Genomic DNA, 16,581 nt, shown 5'->3' with positions numbered 1-16,581 from the left:
GGACAGCCACAGTCCTACCCGCGTGACACCACGATCACCCAGCGCGACACGACGGTGCCGGACGGAACGGCCGGGGGAGCAGGCCGACCGCGATCAGGGACGGCAGCCACGGGCGCGGCGACGGTGGAGCCGTCCGTTGTCCCCTTCCCCCGACCACGATTGACACGGTGTCGCACCGTGACGCCGATTCTGCTGTTCGCGGCCGCTCCGCAGCAGGGGTCGACCCCTGGTCTCCACAAGGGAATGAAGCAGGGCAATCCAGGCGTAGCTGTCGGTGACATTGACACCGGATTGGCCAGCTGGTGGGGTTGCCGGGATGTGGTTCCGGCCTGGCGAGGAGGCTCCTGTGCAAGCCCGAGTGTCCGTTGCGGCCGGGCGGCGGCTGCGGTCGCAGTTGGAGCAGAGTCCGGCGTTGCGGGAGGTGCTGCAGCACCCCGCGGCGGTGGTGGCGCGGCGGGCGACGGCGCGGACGTGCCGTCAGCTGGCGCCGCGGACGGCGGACCGGCTGATCGCCGACCTCAAGGGCACGGAGCCGCTGCTGGCCTCGGTGCGCGAGGAGCGCGAGGAGCGGGCCGGGCGGGCCGCGGGCCGGCCGGGGCGGCGGACGATGCAGATCGCGGCCGGGGTCGCGGCCGCGGCGGTGGTCGGCGGGCTGCTGGCCGGTTCGTTGCCGTCGACGGCGTACGCGGCGGCTTCGGCGGTCTCGGCGCCGGACGTGGTGAGTGCCGCGCCGCAGACGCCGCTGGGCAGCGTGACCGACCCACGGGTGTTCCCGAAGCCGCAGCAGCAGACGGTGGCGGGCAGGCCCGTCACGGTGCCGTCGGCCGTGGCGCTGGTGACCGCGCCCAAGGTGGACCAGGGCGCGGTGCGGGCCGTGCACGAGGTGCTGGAGGTCGCCGGCGCGCGCGACATGACGCCGCAGCCGGACGGCGGGACGCCGGCCGCCGGTTCGCTGGTGGTGTACGTCGGCGGGCCCGCCGAGGGCGCCGGCGGCGAGGTGGACCGGGTGCTGCGGCAGCTGTCCGCGGCGGCCGGCGGCAAGGACGGCACCGGGCCGACGACCGCGGGGATGCCGGCCGGCGGGTACGTGCTGTCGGCCGGTCAGCTGCCCGCCCAGGGCGGCGGCACGTACGGCGCCGTGGTGCTGGCCGGCGTGGACGCCACCGGCACCTTCTACGCCGCGCAGAGCCTGCGTCAGCTGCTCGCCGCCGTACCGGCCGGGCAGGGGCAGGCGCCCGGTGCGGCCGGGCTCGGCCTGCCCGGGATCACGCTGCGGGACTGGCCGACCGGCGCGCCGGTGCGCGGCACCGCGGAGGCCTTCTACGGCACCCCGTGGACCGCCCAGCAGCGCCTGGAGCAGGTCGACTTCCTGGGCCGCTCCAAGCAGAACTTCTACCTCTACGCCCCCGGTGACGACCCGTACCGGCTCTCCCGCTGGCGCAACGCCTACCCCGCGGCCCAGGCCGAGGAGCTGCGCGAACTGGGCTTCCGGGCGCGGCAGAACCACGTGGTGCTCGGCTACGCGATCGACCCGGGGCAGTCCTTCTGCTTCAGCTCCGGCAAGGACGTGGACGCGCTGGTGAAGAAGCTGGACGGGCTGCGGGGGCTCGGTTTCACGGCCTTCCAGCTGCAGTTCCTGGACGTCAGCTACGACGAGTGGCACTGCGGCGACGACCGGGACGAGTACGGCACCGGGCCCGCCGCGGCCGCCAAGGCGCAGGCCGCGCTGGTGCGGAAGGTGCAGGACCGGCTGATCGCGCGGAACCCGGGCCTGGCGCCGCTGTCCGTCGTCCCCACCGAGTACCACCAGCAGGGCTCCACCCCGTACCGCAAGGCGCTGGCGGCGGCGCTGCCGGAGGGCGTGCAGGTGGCCTGGAGCGGGGTCGGGGTGATCCCGGAGAAGATCACCGGTGCCCAGGCCTCGGACACCGCCGGGCTGTACGGGCGCCCGCTGCTCACCATGGACAACTATCCGGTCAACGACGCCACCCCGGACCGGCTCTTCCTCGGCGCCTACACCGGGCGCGACCCGGAGGTGGCCACCCGCTCGGCGGTGCTGCTGACCGGCGCGATGCAGCAGCCGGTGGCCTCCCGGATCGCCGTCTCGACGGCCGGCGACTTCGCCTGGAACCCGGCCGGGTACAAGCCGGAGGAGTCCTGGCAGGCCGCCGTGCGCTCGCTGGCCGGGCCGACCGGCGCCGCCCCGACGCCCGCCGGGACGGCGCTGTCCGCGGTCCTCGCGCTGGCCGGCAACAGCACTTCCTCGCCGCTGTCCAAGCAGGAGTCCGGCTATCTGACGCCGCTGCTGGACCGGTTCTGGGCGGCCGCCGAGCCCACCTCCGGCGCCACCCCCGACCTCGCCCGGCTGATCGAGGCCGCCGCCCCGCTGCGGGAGGCCCTCGCCGCCATGGCCACCGCCCAGCAGACCCTGGCCGGCACCCCGGCCACCGCCCAGCTGGCCGGCGAGGCCGCGCCCTGGCTGGGCCCGCTGCGCGACTACGGGCTGGCCGGGCAGGCCGCCCTCGACATGGTGCTGGCGCAGCACGGCGGCGACGGCGCCGCGGCCTGGAAGGCCCGGGTCGAGCTCAACCGGCTGCGCGAGCAGCTGGACCGGGCCCCGGCCACCGTCGGCGCCGGGGTGCTCGGCCCGTTCCTGGACCGCGCCGTGCGCGCCGCCGACAACTGGTCGGGCGTGGGCGGCGGCGGGCTCACCCCGACCACCACCATGGGCACCGCGCAGGACCACCTGCCCGCGCTGATGACCGACGGCGTGGCCGACACGTTCTACTGGAGCTCCGCTCCCCCGCAGCCCGGCGACGCGGTCGGCCTGGACCTCGGCGCGGGCCGCCCGGTCAGCGGCGTGACCGTGCTGATGGGCGGCTGGGGCAACGGCCCGGACGCCCGGTCCGCCGCGGACGACTACATCCGTGACGGCGTGCTGGAGTACTCGACCGGCGAGGGCGGCTGGAAGCAGCTCGCCACCGTCAGGAACCAGAGGACGGTCAGCGCCCAACTGCCGCCGGGCACCGTGGTGCGGGCGGTGCGGCTGCGGGCCACCGCCGCGCAGAAGACCGCCGTCGCGGTGCGCGAGTTCACCGTCACCGCCCCGGACGAGTCCCCGGCCAGCGTCAGCGGCGGTCCCGACGCGGCGCCCGGCTCCTCCGCCGCCGCCGTGCTGGACGGCAACCCGGACACCGCGTACCGGGCCGCCAAGGCGCCGACCGCGATGGACGAGCCGCTGGTCGTCGAGCTCGGCGCGGCCCGCCCGCTGGACCGGCTCACCGTGCTGACCGACCCGGCGGTGCGCGCCACCGCCACCGTCGCGGTGCGCCGGGCCGACGGCACCTGGGCCGACATCGGCACCGTGCAGCCCGGCTACAACGAGCTGCCGGCCGGCGGGCAGCCGGCCGACGCGTTCCGGCTGACCTGGAAGCCCGGCGGCGACCCGCCGGTGGTCAACCAGGTGATCCCGTGGTACTCGGACGCCCCGGCGGCCCGGCTGAGCCTCTCCGACCCGGCCCTGGACGTGGTCACCGGCGCCTCCGCGCCGGTGACGACCCGGGCCACCGTGGAGGCCGGCCGCCCCGAGGGCACCACGGGCGAGCTGCGCACCGAGGTGCCGGCCGCCGCGAAGGGCCTGACCGTGACCCCGGCCGGCCCGGTGACCGTGCCGCGCGGCGGCCGGGTGGGCGTGCCGCTGCTGGTGGGCGCCACCGCGGAGACGCCGTCCGGGACGTACCGGGTGCCGGTGCAGTTCGTGGCCGGCACCACCACCGTCCGGCAGGTGCTCCAGGTGCACGTGGTGCCGCCCACCGGCGGTCCGGACCTGGCGACCGGCGCGAAGGCCACCTCCTCGGGCGACGAGACGGCGAACTTCCCGGCCTCGGCGGTCACCGACGGCGATCCGAAGACCCGCTGGTCCTCGCCGCCCAAGGACGACGCCTGGGTGCGGCTGGAGCTGCCGCAGGCGACCCGGCTGGGCGCGGCGGTGCTGCACTGGCAGGCTGCGTACGCCGCCTCGTACCGGATCCAGGTCTCGGCGGACGGGAACTCCTGGACGGACGCCGCGACGGTGGACAACGGCAAGGGCGGCGACGAGACGGTGCGCTTCGACGCGCCCGGCGTCCGGTACGTCCGGGTGCAGGGCGTGGCGCGGGCGACCAAGTACGGCTACTCGCTGTGGGGTGTCGAGCTGTACGCCGTGACCCCGCCGGCCGCACCGCAGCCCCCGGCGGGTCAGCCCGCCCAGCCCGTCCAGCCCGTCCAGCCCGGCGGCGTGCCGGGCGGCCCCGCGGCGCCCCCGGCGGCCACCAAGCCGTAGCGGCCGGGCCGGGCCCGGCGGCAGGGGCCTCGGATGCGGCGGCCTCGGAAGGAGGCGGCCCCCGGAACGCGGCGGGCCGCCGGCTCCCCGGTGCGGGGGGCTCGGCGGCCCATGAGGCGCGTACCGACGGTGTGACGGGCGGGCCCTTGTGGAGCTGGGGTCAGGCGGAGAGCGGTTCGGGCTGCTCGCCGCGGCGGGCGGGGGCGGGGTGGCCGGGGTGCGCCCGGCCGAGCGGGACGGGGTGGACCGGCTGCTCGGTATGGTCGCGGTGCTCGTGCTCGCCCCACTGCGGGGCGCGCAGCTGGTCGCCGCCGCCGTAGGGCTCCAGGTAGGGCCGCCACCGCGGGTCCTTGATCCCGGTGCCGATGATGCGCCAGGCCAGGCCGCTGGGCGGCGCGGGTGGTCGTTTCATCCGCCAGCCGAGTTCGGTGAGGTGGCGGTCGGCCTTGGTGTGGTTGCAGCGGCGGCAGGCCGCCACGACGTTGTCCCACCGGTGCTGGCCACCGCGGCTGCGCGGGATGACGTGGTCGACGCTGGTGGCGGCGGCCCCGCAGTAGACGCAGCGGCCGTGGTCGCGGGCGAACAGCGCCCGGCGGGTGAGCGGGACGGGCCCGCAGAAGGGGACCCGCACGAAGCGGGTCAGGCGGACGACGGACGGCGCCGGAAGGGCGCTGGTGGCGCTGTGCAGAGTGACTCCCGAGTCCTCCAGGCTGACCGCCTTGTGGTTGAGGACCAGGATGAGTGCGCGGCGCATCGATACGACGCCGAGTGGCTCGTAGGACGCGTTGAGGACCAGGACATGCGGCACGGATGCCTCCTTGGACGCCTGCGGCGCGTGGCTCGCGCCGGGACGAGCGGTTTGATCGCGCCACGCGTGCGCGATCTCCCCCAGTGTCGCCTTACGCCTTTGTACGGCGCCACCACTCCTGTGTAACGGACCTGACGTGAACTCCGGGTGTGGTCTCTGTCATAGCCGGTATGCCCGGGGGAAGGTCGGGTTGCACCCGGGTGGCGGTGCGGCGCGCCCCGGTGACCCTGCCGGGTGGCCCTCCGGGGGCAGGGTTCGGCCGTCCGGAGCAGTGTCGCGACTGCCCTGGAGGGCCTCGGCGCCGGGGTGCGGGGGGAGCGTACGGGTGCGTTGACGGGGCGTTCGGGACGCTCCGTACGCCCTCGGGCACGCTCGCGGGAGGTTCCCGGCCGGTCCGGGCGGGCATGCGGCGGCGGATAGGCTGGCGCTCACGGTCCGCGGGCCGCTCCTCGGCGGTGCGGGCCCGCCACTCACCCGGCAAGGAAGGCCTGCACGTGTTCAGCTCCGGTGCCACCGGTCCGTCCGACGCGTCCTCGACGCTCACCACTCCGACGCCGGCCCCAAGCCCCACCGCGCAGCTGCCCGAGCTCGACCTGCGGATCCCGACCAGCGCGCAGGAGGTCTCCGAGACCACCCGGCAGGCCGCCAGCTGGTTCGACACCCACTGGCAGGGCTGGCTGGCCTCGGGGCTGCGGATCGTCTTCATCATCGTGCTGTCCCTGGTGCTGCGGGCCGTGGTGCGCAAGCTCATCACCCAGCTGATAGGGCGGATGGCGCGCACCTCCGAGCACCAGGAGGAGAGCCGGCTGGGCGGGCTGCTGGCCAACACCGGGGTGGTGAACACGGAGCGGCGCCAGCAGCGTTCGGAGGCGATCGGCTCGGTGCTGCGCAGCGTCGCCTCCTTCACGATCCTGGGCACGGCGGCGCTGATGGTGCTGTCCGCGCTGGGGGTCAACCTGGCGCCGCTGCTGGCGAGCGCCGGTGTGGCCGGTGTGGCGATCGGTTTCGGCGCCCGCAACCTGGTCACGGACTTCCTCTCCGGGGTCTTCATGATCATGGAGGACCAGTACGGCGTCGGCGACGAGATCGACACCGGGGTGGCCACCGGCACCGTGCTGGAGGTCGGCCTGCGGGTCACCAAGCTGCGCGGGGCGAACGGCGAGATCTGGTACATCCGCAACGGCGAGGTGAAGCGGATCGCCAACATGAGCCAGGGCTGGGCGACCGCCTCGGTGGACGTGCAGGTCGGGTACAAGGAGGACCTGGTCCGGGTCGAGGACCTGATCCTGGCGACGGCCGAGGAGATGGCCAAGGAGGCCCCGTACGACGAGTTGGTCTGGGCGCCGGTGTCGATCCTGGGCGTGGAGTCGGTCGCCTCGGACTCGGTGGTGCTGCGGATCGAGGCCCGGACCGCCCCGGGCAAGGCGGCCGCCGTCTCCCGGGCGCTGCGCCAGCGGCTGAAGGCGGCCTTCGACCGGGCCGGGATCAAGGTCAAGGAGGAGGTCCCGGCGGCCGCGGCCGGGGCGACCGGCGTGGTGATCGCGCCCTCGCCGGTGCCGGCCGCCGAGCAGGCCGCGCCGTCCGCGCTGGCCGACCCGGCCTCGCCGCGCTACCGGGCGACCGAGCCGATCCCGGCGGCGAAGGGGACGGAGGACCCGGCGAAGCCGTAGCCCGGCGACCGTACGGACACGACGCAAGCCCCGCTCCCGGTACGCCGGGAGCGGGGCTTGTGTCGTGTCCGGTAACGCTTCGGCATCCTCCGCTCCACCCACCATTGACACTCCGCCGACACGGCCCTTACGGTCCTTCCCAAGCGACTGGAAAGTTTCCTAACAGTTCGTCCGAAGCCCGCCCGCTCCCCGCTCCGGGGACACCCGCGGACCGTCCCGACCAGCCGAAAGGGGAGGATTCCGGGCATGACCAAGAACACCGCCAGGGCCCCCCTCGCCGGCACCCCCAGCCTGCTGCGCGCCATCAACGACCGTGCCGCCCTCGAACTCCTGCTGGAGAACGGGCCGCTCTCGCGCACCCAGATCGGTGCCCTCACCGGGCTGTCCAAGCCCACCGCCTCCCAGCTGCTGGCCCGGCTGGAGGCGGCCGGGCTGGTCCTGCCGGTCGGCACCACGGCGGGCGGCCCCGGCCCCAACGCCCGGCTGTACCAGGTGAATCCGGCCGCCGGGTACGTCGCCGGACTGGACGTCACCAACAGCGAGATCCGGGTCGCCGTCGCCGACATCACCGGCACCACGCTGGCCGAGCACACCGTGCCCACCAAGGGCGTCCCGGCCGCCGGGACCGTCCCGGCCGTCGCCACCGCGGTGGCCGAGGCCGTCCGGGCCGCCGGCCTGCCCGAGGGCGTCCTGCGCACCGCCGCGATCGGGGTCGGCGGCGCCCCCGACCCGGTCACCGGCAAGCTGCGCTACGCCTCCCACCTGCCGGGCTGGCACTCACCGAGACTGGTCGAGGAGCTGACCGAGGCGATCGGCGCGCCGGTGTCGATCGAGAACGACGTGAACCTGGCCGCCGTCGCCGAGCGGTCCTCGGGCGCCGCGGCCGGTTTCGAGGACTTCGTCCTGCTCTGGGCCGGGGCGGGGGTCGGCGCGGCGATCGTGATCGCCGGGCGGCTGCACCGCGGCTTCACCGGCGGCGCCGGGGAGGTCGGCTACATGCCGCTGCCCGACTCGCCGGTCGAGTGGGACGCCCGCCGCCGCAAGTTCGGCGGGTTCCAGGCCCTGGTCGGCACTCCCGCCGTCCGGGCCCTGGCCCGTGAGCACGGGCTCGGCGCGGCCACCGCGCAGGAGTCCATCGCCAAGGCGCTGGCCCTCCCGGGCGCCGGCGACGCCTTCCTCGCCGAGCTGGCCGGGCGGCTCGCCGTCGGGCTGGCGGTGATCGTCGCCGTCGTCGACCCCCAACTGGTGGTCCTCTCCGGCGTGGTGCCGAGCGCCGGCGGCGAGCGGCTGCGCGCGCTCGTCGAGGACGAACTGGCGCGGATCTCCATCGCCCGCCCGGAGGTCCGCAGCAGTGCCCTGTCCGGCTCACCGGTCCTGCTCGGCGCCCTGCAACGTGCCCTGTCCGACGCCCGCGAGGCGGTCTTCTCCACCCACTGACGCTCCCCCTGTCACCTCGCCACCTGCACCCACCTCTCCCCAACCCCCGAACGCGGGAACCGAGGCAACGAGGCCTGCCCGCGCACCCCCAGGAGGATCCCGAAGTGCACGCCACCACCTCCCGCAGAGGCCGCCGCACCGTCGCCGCCGTCGCCGGCAGCGCCGTCCTGGCGCTGCTCGCCTCCGCCTGCACCGGTTCCAGCGACTCGGGCGGCTCCGACGAATCGGCCGGCGGCAAGGACGTCACCATCACCTTCTGGCACGGCTGGAGCCAGGAGAACGAGATCAAGGCGATCAACGACAACATCGCCGCCTTCGAGAAGACCCACCCCACCATCCACGTCAAGGCCGTGGACAGCCTCGCGGACGACAAGGTCAACCAGGCCCTGCGGGCCGGCGGCTCCGACGCGCCGGACGTGGTCTCCTCCTTCACCACCAACAACGTCGGCATGTTCTGCTCGACCAAGGCCTTCGTCGACCTCAAGCCGATGCTCCAGAAGAGCGGCATCGACCCGGCCAAGACCTTCCCGGCCACGATGCTCAACTACACCCAGTTCCAGGGCAACCAGTGCTCGCTGCCGCTGCTCGGCGACGCCTACGGCCTGTACTACAACAAGAAGGCCTTCGCCGACGCCGGCATCGCCAACCCGCCGAAGACCTTCAGCGAGTTCGCCGAGGACGTGACCAAGCTGACCGTCGCCGACGGCGACTCGTACAAGCAGCTCGGCTTCATGCCGCTGTACCACGGCTACGAGTCCACCACCGAGCACTACCTCGGCCAGTACGGCCCCACCTACTTCGGCGCCGACGGCAAGTCGGACATCGCCACCGACCCGAAGGTCGCCGCGATGCTCAAGTGGCAGAAGGGCCTGGTCGACCAGCTCGGCGGCTACGCCAAGCTGGAGAAGTACCGCGCGACCTTCGGCGAGGAGTTCAGCGCCAAGAACCCCTTCCACACCGGCCAGCTCGCGATGATCCTCGACGGCGAGTGGCGCACCGCCTCGCTCGCCAAGGACAAGCCCGACTTCGAGTGGGCCACCGCCGCCTTCCCCGTCCCGGACGACCAGGCCGACACCTACGGCCGCGGCTACCAGACCGGCACCATCGTCGGCATCGCCAGCAGCAGCAAGAAGCAGGCCGCCGCCTGGGAGTTCGTCAAGTACCTGACCACGGACACCGACGCGGTGGTCGGCTTCGCCAACGCGATCCACAACGTGCCGAGCACCATCGCGGCGCTCGACTCCCCCAAGCTGGTGAGCGACGACAACTTCAGGACCTTCCTGAACGTCGCCAAGAACACCCACTCCGGCACCACCCCGCCGGCCGTCAACGGCGGCAGCTACATCACCACCCTGCAGAACCTCGGCTACGACTACGAGTCCGGCAAGCAGACCGACCTCCAGGCGGGCCTGGCCGCCACGGCCAAGCAGATCGACACCGACATCGCCCAGGCCAAGTAGCCCGGGAACGGTCCACGGAGCTCCCATGTCACTCGCGTTCGGCACCCGCAAGGGGAACGACGAGGCCGACGCGGGACCGACCGGCCCGGCGGCGCCCGGCACGCAGCACCTGCTGCGTCGCAAGCGCCGCCGGGAGGCGGCCCGCACCCTCGCCTTCCTCTCCCCCTGGCTGATCGGCTTCAGCGTCTTCTTCGCCTACCCGCTGATCTCCACCGTCTACTTCTCCTTCACCTCCTACAACGGCTTCGGCTCCCCGACCTTCAGCGGCCTGAAGAACTGGAACTACGTCTTCAACGAGCTGCCGGCCTTCTGGCAGGGCCTGCGCAACACCCTGTGGCTGGTCGTCGTCATGGTGAGCCTGCGGGTCGCCTTCGGCCTGGGCATCGGGATGCTCATCACCAAGGTCAAGACCGGCGCCGGCTTCTTCCGCACCGCCTTCTACCTGCCGTACCTGGCCCCGCCGGTGGCCGCCACGGTCGCCTTCGCCTTCCTGTTCAACCCCGGCACCGGCCCGGTCAACCACCTGCTCGGCGAGCTCGGCCTGCCGCAGCCCGGCTGGTTCGCCTCCGAGGACTGGTCCAAGCCCGCCCTCACCCTGCTCGCCATGTGGGGCGTCGGCGACCTGATGGTCATCTTCATGGCCGCGCTGCTGGACGTCCCCCGGGACCAGTACGAGGCGGCCGAACTGGACGGCGCCGGCCCGTTCCAGCGGTTCCGGTACGTCACCCTGCCGAACATCTCGCCGATCATCATGTTCGCGGTGGTCACCGGGGTGATCCAGACCATGCAGTACTACACCCAGGCGATCGTCGCCGGGAAGGTCGCCAGCGGCATCGCGGGCGGCTCCGGCCAGCCCTTCGAGCCCGGCTACCCGGGCGGCTCCACCTGGACCCTGCCGCAGATGGTCTACAAGCTCGGCTTCCAGAGCTTCAACTACGGCGCGGCCTGCGTCGTCGCCCTGGTGCTGTTCGCCATCTCGATGGCCGTCACCTCGATCCTGCTCCGCCGCCGGTCCGGCTTCATGGCGAGCGACGACTAGCGGGCCTGTGAGGACCTGATCATGACTCTTGGCACCACACTCACCGAGGCGCCGGCCGCGACCGGCCCCTCCCGCCGCTCCCGCCCCTCCCGGTCCGGCAGCCCCGCCGCCCGGGCCGCCCGGCGCCGCGCGGTGCTCAACTGGGTGGCCGTGCACGCGCTGGCCATCGCCGCCGCGCTGTTCTTCCTGCTGCCCTTCGTCTTCGTCCTGCTCACCTCGGTGATGTCCGACCGGCAGGCGCTCACCACCGACTACTGGCCGACCAGCTGGGAATGGGGCAACTTCGGCAAGGTCTGGGCCGTCCCCGGCTTCCTCAGCTGGTGGCGCAACACCCTGCTGTACGCCGGGCTCGGCACCCTGCTGACCGTGGTCTCCAGCCTCCCGGTGGCCTACGCGCTCGCCAAGTTCCGCTTCCGCGGCCGCAACCTGGCCCTGATGGCCGTCATCGCGATGATGATGCTGCCGCCGCAGGTCACCGTCATCCCGATGTACCTGTTCTGGACCAAGCAGATGGGCCTGGGCAGCTCGCTCTGGCCGCTGATCATCCCGATGGCCTTCGGCGACGCGTTCTCCATCTTCCTGCTGCGCCAGTTCCTGATGACCATCCCCAAGGAGTACATCGAGGCCGCCCGGATCGACGGCTGCGGAGACCTGCGCACCCTGCTGCGGGTGGTCCTGCCGATGGCCAAACCGGCCATCGCGGCGGTCGCGCTGTTCCAGTTCTTCTACTGCTGGAACGACTACTTCGGCCCGCAGATCTACGCCAGCAACAACCACGACGCCTGGACGCTCAGTTACGGACTGGAGTCCTTCAAGGCCGCCCACCACACCAACTGGAACCTCACCATGGCCGCCACCCTGCTGGTGATGGCCCCGGTGATCGTCCTCTTCTTCTTCGCTCAGAAGGCCTTCATCGAAGGCGTGACACTGACAGGGGTCAAGGGCTGATGTCCGCACTGAAGTTGGCAATCGTCGGCGGCGGTTCGACGTACACCCCGGAGCTGATCGACGGCTTCGCCCGGCTGCGCGACACCCTGCCGATCGGCGAACTGGTGCTGATCGACCCGGCCGCCGAACGCCTGGAGCTGATCGGCGGCCTCGCCCGGCGGATCTTCGCCAGGCAGGGCCACACCGCGGTCGTCACGGTGACCACCGACCTGGTGGCGGGCGTCGCGGACGCCGACGCCGTCCTGCTCCAGCTGCGCGTCGGCGGGCAGGCGGCGCGCGACCGGGACGAGACCTGGCCGCTGGAGTGCGGCTGCGTCGGGCAGGAGACCACCGGCGCCGGCGGCCTCGCCAAGGCGCTGCGCACCGTCCCGGTGGTGCTGGACATCGCCGAGCAGGTGCGCCGGACCAACCCGGACGCCTGGATCGTGGACTTCACCAACCCGGTCGGCATCGTCACCCGGGCCCTGCAGGGCGCCGGCCACAAGGCCGTCGGGCTGTGCAACGTCGCGATCGGCTTCCAGCGCAAGTTCGCCGGACACCTGGGCGTGGACCCGGAACTGGTCCGGCTCGACCACGTCGGGCTCAACCACCTGAGCTGGGAGCGCGGGGTGACCCTGCTCGACGCCCCGGGCGCCGCGACCGGGCGCGAGGTGCTCCCCGAGCTGCTGTCCTCGCACGGCAAGGAGATCGCCGAGGACCTCCACCTGCCGCAGGCCGTCATCGAGCGCCTCGGCGTGGTGCCGTCCTACTACCTGCGGTACTTCTACCAGCACGACGCGGTGGTGGCGGAACTGAAGGAGCAGGGCTCGCGGGCCGCCCAGGTGGCCGAGATCGAGCGGCAGCTGCTGGAGCTGTACGCCGACCCGACCCTGGACACCAAGCCCGAGCTGCTCGGCAAGCGCGGCGGCGCCTTCTACTCGGAGGCGGCCGTCCAGCTGATCGCCGCCCTGCTCGGCACCGGCGGCGGGACGTCCGTGCAGGTGGTGAACACCCGCAACGACGGCGTGCTGCCCTTCCTGCCGGACGACGCCGTCATCGAGGTGCCGGCCGAGGTGGACGCGCGGGGCGTGCGCCCGCTGCCGCAGCGGCCCGTCGAGCCGCTGTACGCCGGTCTGATCGCCGCCGTCACCTCGTACGAGCACCTCGCCCTCGGCGCCGCCCTGCACGGCGGCCGCGACCGGGTCTTCGACGCCCTGCTCGCCCACCCGCTGGTCGGCCAGATCGAGCTCGCCGACCAGCTCACGGACCGGCTGCTCGCCCACAACCGCGAGCACCTCGCCTGGGCCTGATCCGGCCCGCGACGCGCCCGCCCGGCGAACGGAGGAGGTCGCCGGGCGGGGCCCGCGAGGAGACCGCCCACCCCCGGCCGGGGACCTTTCGGCCGGGCACCCCGGCCGGGACCACGGCCGGGCACCCGGCCGACGACCACGGCCCGGGCCACGTACGAGCCGCGGGGACCTGATGACCCACCAGCCCGAACCACTCCTGCCCGGCGTCCTCGCCATCGACGCGGGGAACTCCAAGACCGACGTCGCCCTGATCGGCACCGACGGCAGCATCCTCGGCACCGCCCGCGGCGGCGGCTTCGCGCCGCAGAAGATCGGCGGCGCGGCCGCGGTCGCCGGCCTCGCCCCGCTGGTCGAGCAGGCCGCCGCCGAGGCCGGGCACCCGTCCTGGAACGGCGTACTCACCAGCCACGTCAGCGCCTGCCTGGCCAACGCCGACCTGCCGGTCGAGGAGGAGGCCCTGCGGGTGGCGCTGGAGTCCCACCCCTGGGGGGCCGGCAACACCGTCGTCAACGACACCTTCGGCCTGCTGCGGGCCGGCACCGACGGCCCGCGCGGCGTCGCGGTGGTCTGCGGCGCCGGGATCAACTGCGTCGGCCTGCTGCCGGACGGCCGCACCGCCCGCTTCCCCGCCCTCGGCGAGCTCACCGGCGACTGGGGCGGCGGCTCCGGGCTGGCCGTCGCCAGCATGTGGCACGCCGTCCGCGCGGAGGACGGACGCGGCGGCCCGACCGGGCTCGCCCGGGCCATCGCCGAGCACTTCGGCCTGCCCAGCGCCGGAGCCGTCGCCGAGGCCGTCCACCTCGGGCACCTGTCGAGCGACCGGCTGCACGAGATAGCCCGGGTGCTGTTCGCCGTCGGGGCCGAGGGCGACCCGGTGGCGCTGGAGCTGATCGACCGCCAGGCCGACGAGATCGTCCGGCTCGCGGTGGTGGCCCTCGGACGCCTGGACCTGCTGGACACCCCGACCCCGGTGGTCCTGGGCGGCGGCGTGCTCGCCTCCCGCCACCCGCTGCTGCTGGACAACCTGACCGCCCGGCTCGCCGCGGCCGCGCCGCTGGCCGAGCCGCGCGTCGTCGTCGCCCCGCCGGTGCTCGGCGCGGCGCTGCTCGGCCTCGACCACCTGGCGGCGGGCGAGCGGGCGCAGGCCCGGGTGCGCGAGGCGTACGAGACCGGCCGGCCGGTGGCGGTCTGACCGCCGCTCAACAGCTCCCCTCCCCCGCCGGATCCGCACGTCCGGCGGGGGAGGGAACCGGCGGACGGCGTCGACGGGAACCGCGGGCCGGGCCCCGTTCGTGTCAAGCGGGTACCGACCACCGCCGCCTCCCGGGGAGACTGGTGCCATGGCCACGCCCCGCACGCTCCTCGCCGCCGCCTTGCTGGCCTGCGGCGCCGCCACCGCCCTCACCGGCTGCACCCCCGCCGACTCCGGCTCCACGGTGGCCGAGGCCTCGGCCGCCGCCCTGGCCGACGAGGGCCAGGACGACCTGCTGGAGGAGGACGACCTCTTCTACGAGGAGGACGAGGAGTTCTACTCCGCCACGGACGACCCGTCCGTGCCCGCCGCCACCGCCGAAGCCTCCGTTTCCGCCGCGGCCTCCGCCTCCGCCTCCGTCGAGCCTTCCGTGGAGCCCTTCGCCGGGCCTCCCGCCGAGCCCTCGGCCGGCCCCGGGTGCGCCACCCCCACCGCCCGCCCCGGTCACGAGATCTTCCTCGTCGTCGCCGCCGGCCCGGCCGAACTCACCGCCCGGCCCGCCCGGTTCAGCTGCGGCTCCGCCCGCTACGAGCCGGCGGGCAACCCCGTCCACTACGGCTTCGCGGGCGCCGGCGTGGCCGCGACCCTGGTCGACGGCCCGCACGACGACCCGGCCCGGACCGTCCCCCTCGACGAGCTGATCGCCCACATCGACGACTGCCTGGCCGAGCGCGAACCGGCCGACCCGTACGGCTGCCACGGCAACGCCTACGACGTGGTGCTGGACTCCCACGGCCGGATCATGCGGATCGGCGAGGTCGACGGCCCCTGAGGTCCGCTGACGTCCGCTCGGCGGCTGCCCGGCGGCTGCCCGGCGGCTGCCCGGCGCGCGCATACGGTGTAAGAACGGCTCTCAACTGTTGGCATTCGGCTGTGCTACGCGCATCGACCGGCCGTCCGCTGGGGGCTTTTGACGTTCGCTACGTCCGTGTGGGCCTTCCTTGGGGCGGGTCTTACCTTCTCCGTCGTTGACCCGGTTTCGGCGGCGGTGCTTTGCTTCCGGCCGTCGGCGGTAACCGGCTCCCGACCCCCGCACCACCGACGGTTCCTGGCGAACCGTCGGCACCTCCGCGCTGCCGCCGCCCCATTTGTCCCCCACAGTGCCGCCGCGCCGTACCCGGGCGCGCCCGGCACCAGAGAGGAACCCTCACGATGGGCATCTCCCCCACCTCCCGCCGGATGCGGCTGCGGGCCCTGACCGGGCTCAGCGCCCTGGCGCTGGCCGCCGCCGGCTTCGCCGCCGCCCCGGCGGCCCAGGCCGCCCAGGACAACCGGCCGGCCGGCGAGTTCGCCGGACAGCCCCACCCCTACCGGCACGGCGCGCACCCGACCAAGGAGGCCGGGAACGCGGCCAAGCCGGCGAGCAACAACCTGAGCTACGGCGGCGGTGTCGACGGCATCGGCGTCACCACCGGCGCGCCGAAGGTCTACCTGGTCTTCTGGGGCACCCAGTGGGGCACCCAGGGCACCAACTCCAGCGGCTACACCACCCTGACCGGCGACCCGAAGGGCGAGGCCGTCCGGGCGCAGCAGCTGTTCAAGGGCCTCGGCACCAACAGCGAGACCTGGTCCGGCGTCATGACGCAGTACTGCGAGGGCGTCGCCGCGGGCGCGACCAGCTGCCCGTCCGGCTCCGCGCACGTCGGCTACCCGACCGGCGGCGCGCTGGCCGGCGTCTGGGTCGACGAGTCCGCCGCCGCCCCCGGCCAGGCCACCGGCCACCAGCTGGCCGCCGAGGCGGTCAAGGCCGCCGGCCACTTCGGCAACACCACCGCCGCCTCCAACCGCAACGTGCAGTACGTGGTGCTGTCGCCGACCGGCACCCACCCGGACGGCTTCAACACCCCGAACGGAGGCTTCTGCGCCTGGCACGACTGGAACGGCGACACCACCCTGACCGGTGGCGCCGCCACCTCCCCCTACGGTGACGTGGCGTTCACCAACGACCCGTACGTGACCGACATGGGCAGCTCCTGCGGCCAGAACTACGTCAACAGCGGCAGCGCGGGCACCCTGGACGGCGTGACCATCGTGTACGGCCACGAGTACTCGGAGACCATCACCGACCAGAACCCGGCGGGCGGCTGGACCGACTCGACCGGGTACGAGAACGCCGACAAGTGCTCCTGGAACGGCGTCGGCGGGACGGGCGGCGCGCAGAACGTGAGCTTCGCGACGGGTTCCTTCGCCATGCAGGGCACCTGGTCGAACGGGGTCAACGGCTGCCAGGTCTCGCACGCGATCGTGCACTGACGACCGGGCGGGGGTGGGGCCTCGCCCAGCGGCTGGAGGAGCGGCTCGGGACCGCCCCCCCCCCCCCCCACCCACCCCACCCCCCCCCCCCCAACCCCCCCCCC

10 protein-coding genes and 1 pseudogene are annotated in these 16,581 nt (G+C 74.0%); 10 read left to right on the top strand and 1 reads right to left on the bottom strand.

What is annotated here, in order from left to right:
• Positions 1 to 346: 346 nt before the first annotated feature.
• Entirely contained in the window at positions 347 to 4,321 is a 3,975-nt protein-coding gene (locus tag ACFVGO_RS06565) for a beta-N-acetylglucosaminidase domain-containing protein (protein ID WP_380630978.1), read from the top strand.
• A gap of 304 nt (positions 4,322 to 4,625) precedes the next feature.
• Here ACFVGO_RS06565 and ACFVGO_RS06560 read toward each other — a convergent pair.
• Positions 4,626 to 5,129 (bottom strand): annotated as a pseudogene (locus ACFVGO_RS06560) (HNH endonuclease); the annotation flags it as partial.
• 494 nt (positions 5,130 to 5,623) lie between these two features.
• Between ACFVGO_RS06560 and ACFVGO_RS06555 the strand changes: the two are divergent.
• The 9 genes from ACFVGO_RS06555 (at position 5,624) to ACFVGO_RS06515 (ending at position 16,477) form a co-directional block, all read left to right on the top strand.
• A complete protein-coding gene (locus tag ACFVGO_RS06555) occupies positions 5,624 to 6,799 on the top strand; it encodes a mechanosensitive ion channel family protein (protein WP_359915427.1) in 1,176 nt (391 codons plus the stop codon).
• Between the two features lie 246 nt (positions 6,800 to 7,045).
• Positions 7,046 to 8,236 carry an ROK family transcriptional regulator gene (locus tag ACFVGO_RS06550; RefSeq protein WP_359914806.1) on the top strand — a complete coding sequence of 397 codons (1,191 nt, stop codon included), beginning with the start codon at positions 7,046 to 7,048 and terminating at the stop codon, positions 8,234 to 8,236.
• 104 nt (positions 8,237 to 8,340) lie between these two features.
• Entirely contained in the window at positions 8,341 to 9,696 is a 1,356-nt protein-coding gene (locus tag ACFVGO_RS06545; protein WP_380630977.1) for an ABC transporter substrate-binding protein, read from the top strand.
• A gap of 25 nt (positions 9,697 to 9,721) precedes the next feature.
• The gene (locus tag ACFVGO_RS06540) at positions 9,722 to 10,735 is read left to right on the top strand and encodes a sugar ABC transporter permease (protein WP_359914800.1); all 1,014 of its coding nucleotides are present in this window, start codon (positions 9,722 to 9,724) and stop codon (positions 10,733 to 10,735) included.
• Positions 10,736 to 10,756: 21 nt separating this feature from the next.
• The gene (locus ACFVGO_RS06535; RefSeq protein ID WP_380356717.1) at positions 10,757 to 11,683 is read left to right on the top strand and encodes a carbohydrate ABC transporter permease; all 927 of its coding nucleotides are present in this window, start codon (positions 10,757 to 10,759) and stop codon (positions 11,681 to 11,683) included.
• Between the two features lie 8 nt (positions 11,684 to 11,691).
• Positions 11,692 to 12,972, top strand: coding sequence for a 6-phospho-beta-glucosidase (locus ACFVGO_RS06530; RefSeq protein ID WP_359914809.1), 1,281 nt, complete (start codon positions 11,692 to 11,694; stop codon positions 12,970 to 12,972).
• A 172-nt stretch (positions 12,973 to 13,144) separates the two neighbouring features.
• Positions 13,145 to 14,164, top strand: coding sequence for a BadF/BadG/BcrA/BcrD ATPase family protein (locus tag ACFVGO_RS06525; protein WP_359914794.1), 1,020 nt, complete (start codon positions 13,145 to 13,147; stop codon positions 14,162 to 14,164).
• A gap of 148 nt (positions 14,165 to 14,312) precedes the next feature.
• Positions 14,313 to 14,996: a hypothetical protein gene (locus ACFVGO_RS06520; protein WP_380630976.1), complete on the top strand. Its 684-nt coding sequence runs from the start codon at positions 14,313 to 14,315 to the stop codon at positions 14,994 to 14,996.
• A 380-nt stretch (positions 14,997 to 15,376) separates the two neighbouring features.
• Positions 15,377 to 16,477 (top strand): hypothetical protein, encoded by a 1,101-nt coding sequence (locus ACFVGO_RS06515; protein WP_380630975.1) that lies wholly within the window; start codon positions 15,377 to 15,379, stop codon positions 16,475 to 16,477.
• Positions 16,478 to 16,581: the final 104 nt, after the last annotated feature.

Source organism: Kitasatospora sp. NPDC057738, from assembly GCF_042798815.1.
GTDB lineage: Bacteria > Actinomycetota > Actinomycetes > Streptomycetales > Streptomycetaceae > Kitasatospora > Kitasatospora lactacystinica.
Note: the sequence above shows the minus strand (reverse complement) of the source record. Positions and strands in the feature narration are given on the sequence as shown.

Bases quoted from the DNA above. Each gene is read 5' to 3' on its own strand.
- ACFVGO_RS06550 (WP_359914806.1), top strand. From the start codon at position 7,046: ATGACCAAGAACACCGCCAGGGCCCCCCTCGCCGGCACCCCCAGCCTG.
- ACFVGO_RS06540 (WP_359914800.1), top strand. From the start codon at position 9,722: ATGTCACTCGCGTTCGGCACCCGCAAGGGGAACGACGAGGCCGACGCG.
- ACFVGO_RS06535 (WP_380356717.1), top strand. From the start codon at position 10,757: ATGACTCTTGGCACCACACTCACCGAGGCGCCGGCCGCGACCGGCCCC.
- ACFVGO_RS06525 (WP_359914794.1), top strand. From the start codon at position 13,145: ATGACCCACCAGCCCGAACCACTCCTGCCCGGCGTCCTCGCCATCGAC.
- ACFVGO_RS06520 (WP_380630976.1), top strand. From the start codon at position 14,313: ATGGCCACGCCCCGCACGCTCCTCGCCGCCGCCTTGCTGGCCTGCGGC.
- ACFVGO_RS06515 (WP_380630975.1), top strand. From the start codon at position 15,377: ATGGGCATCTCCCCCACCTCCCGCCGGATGCGGCTGCGGGCCCTGACC.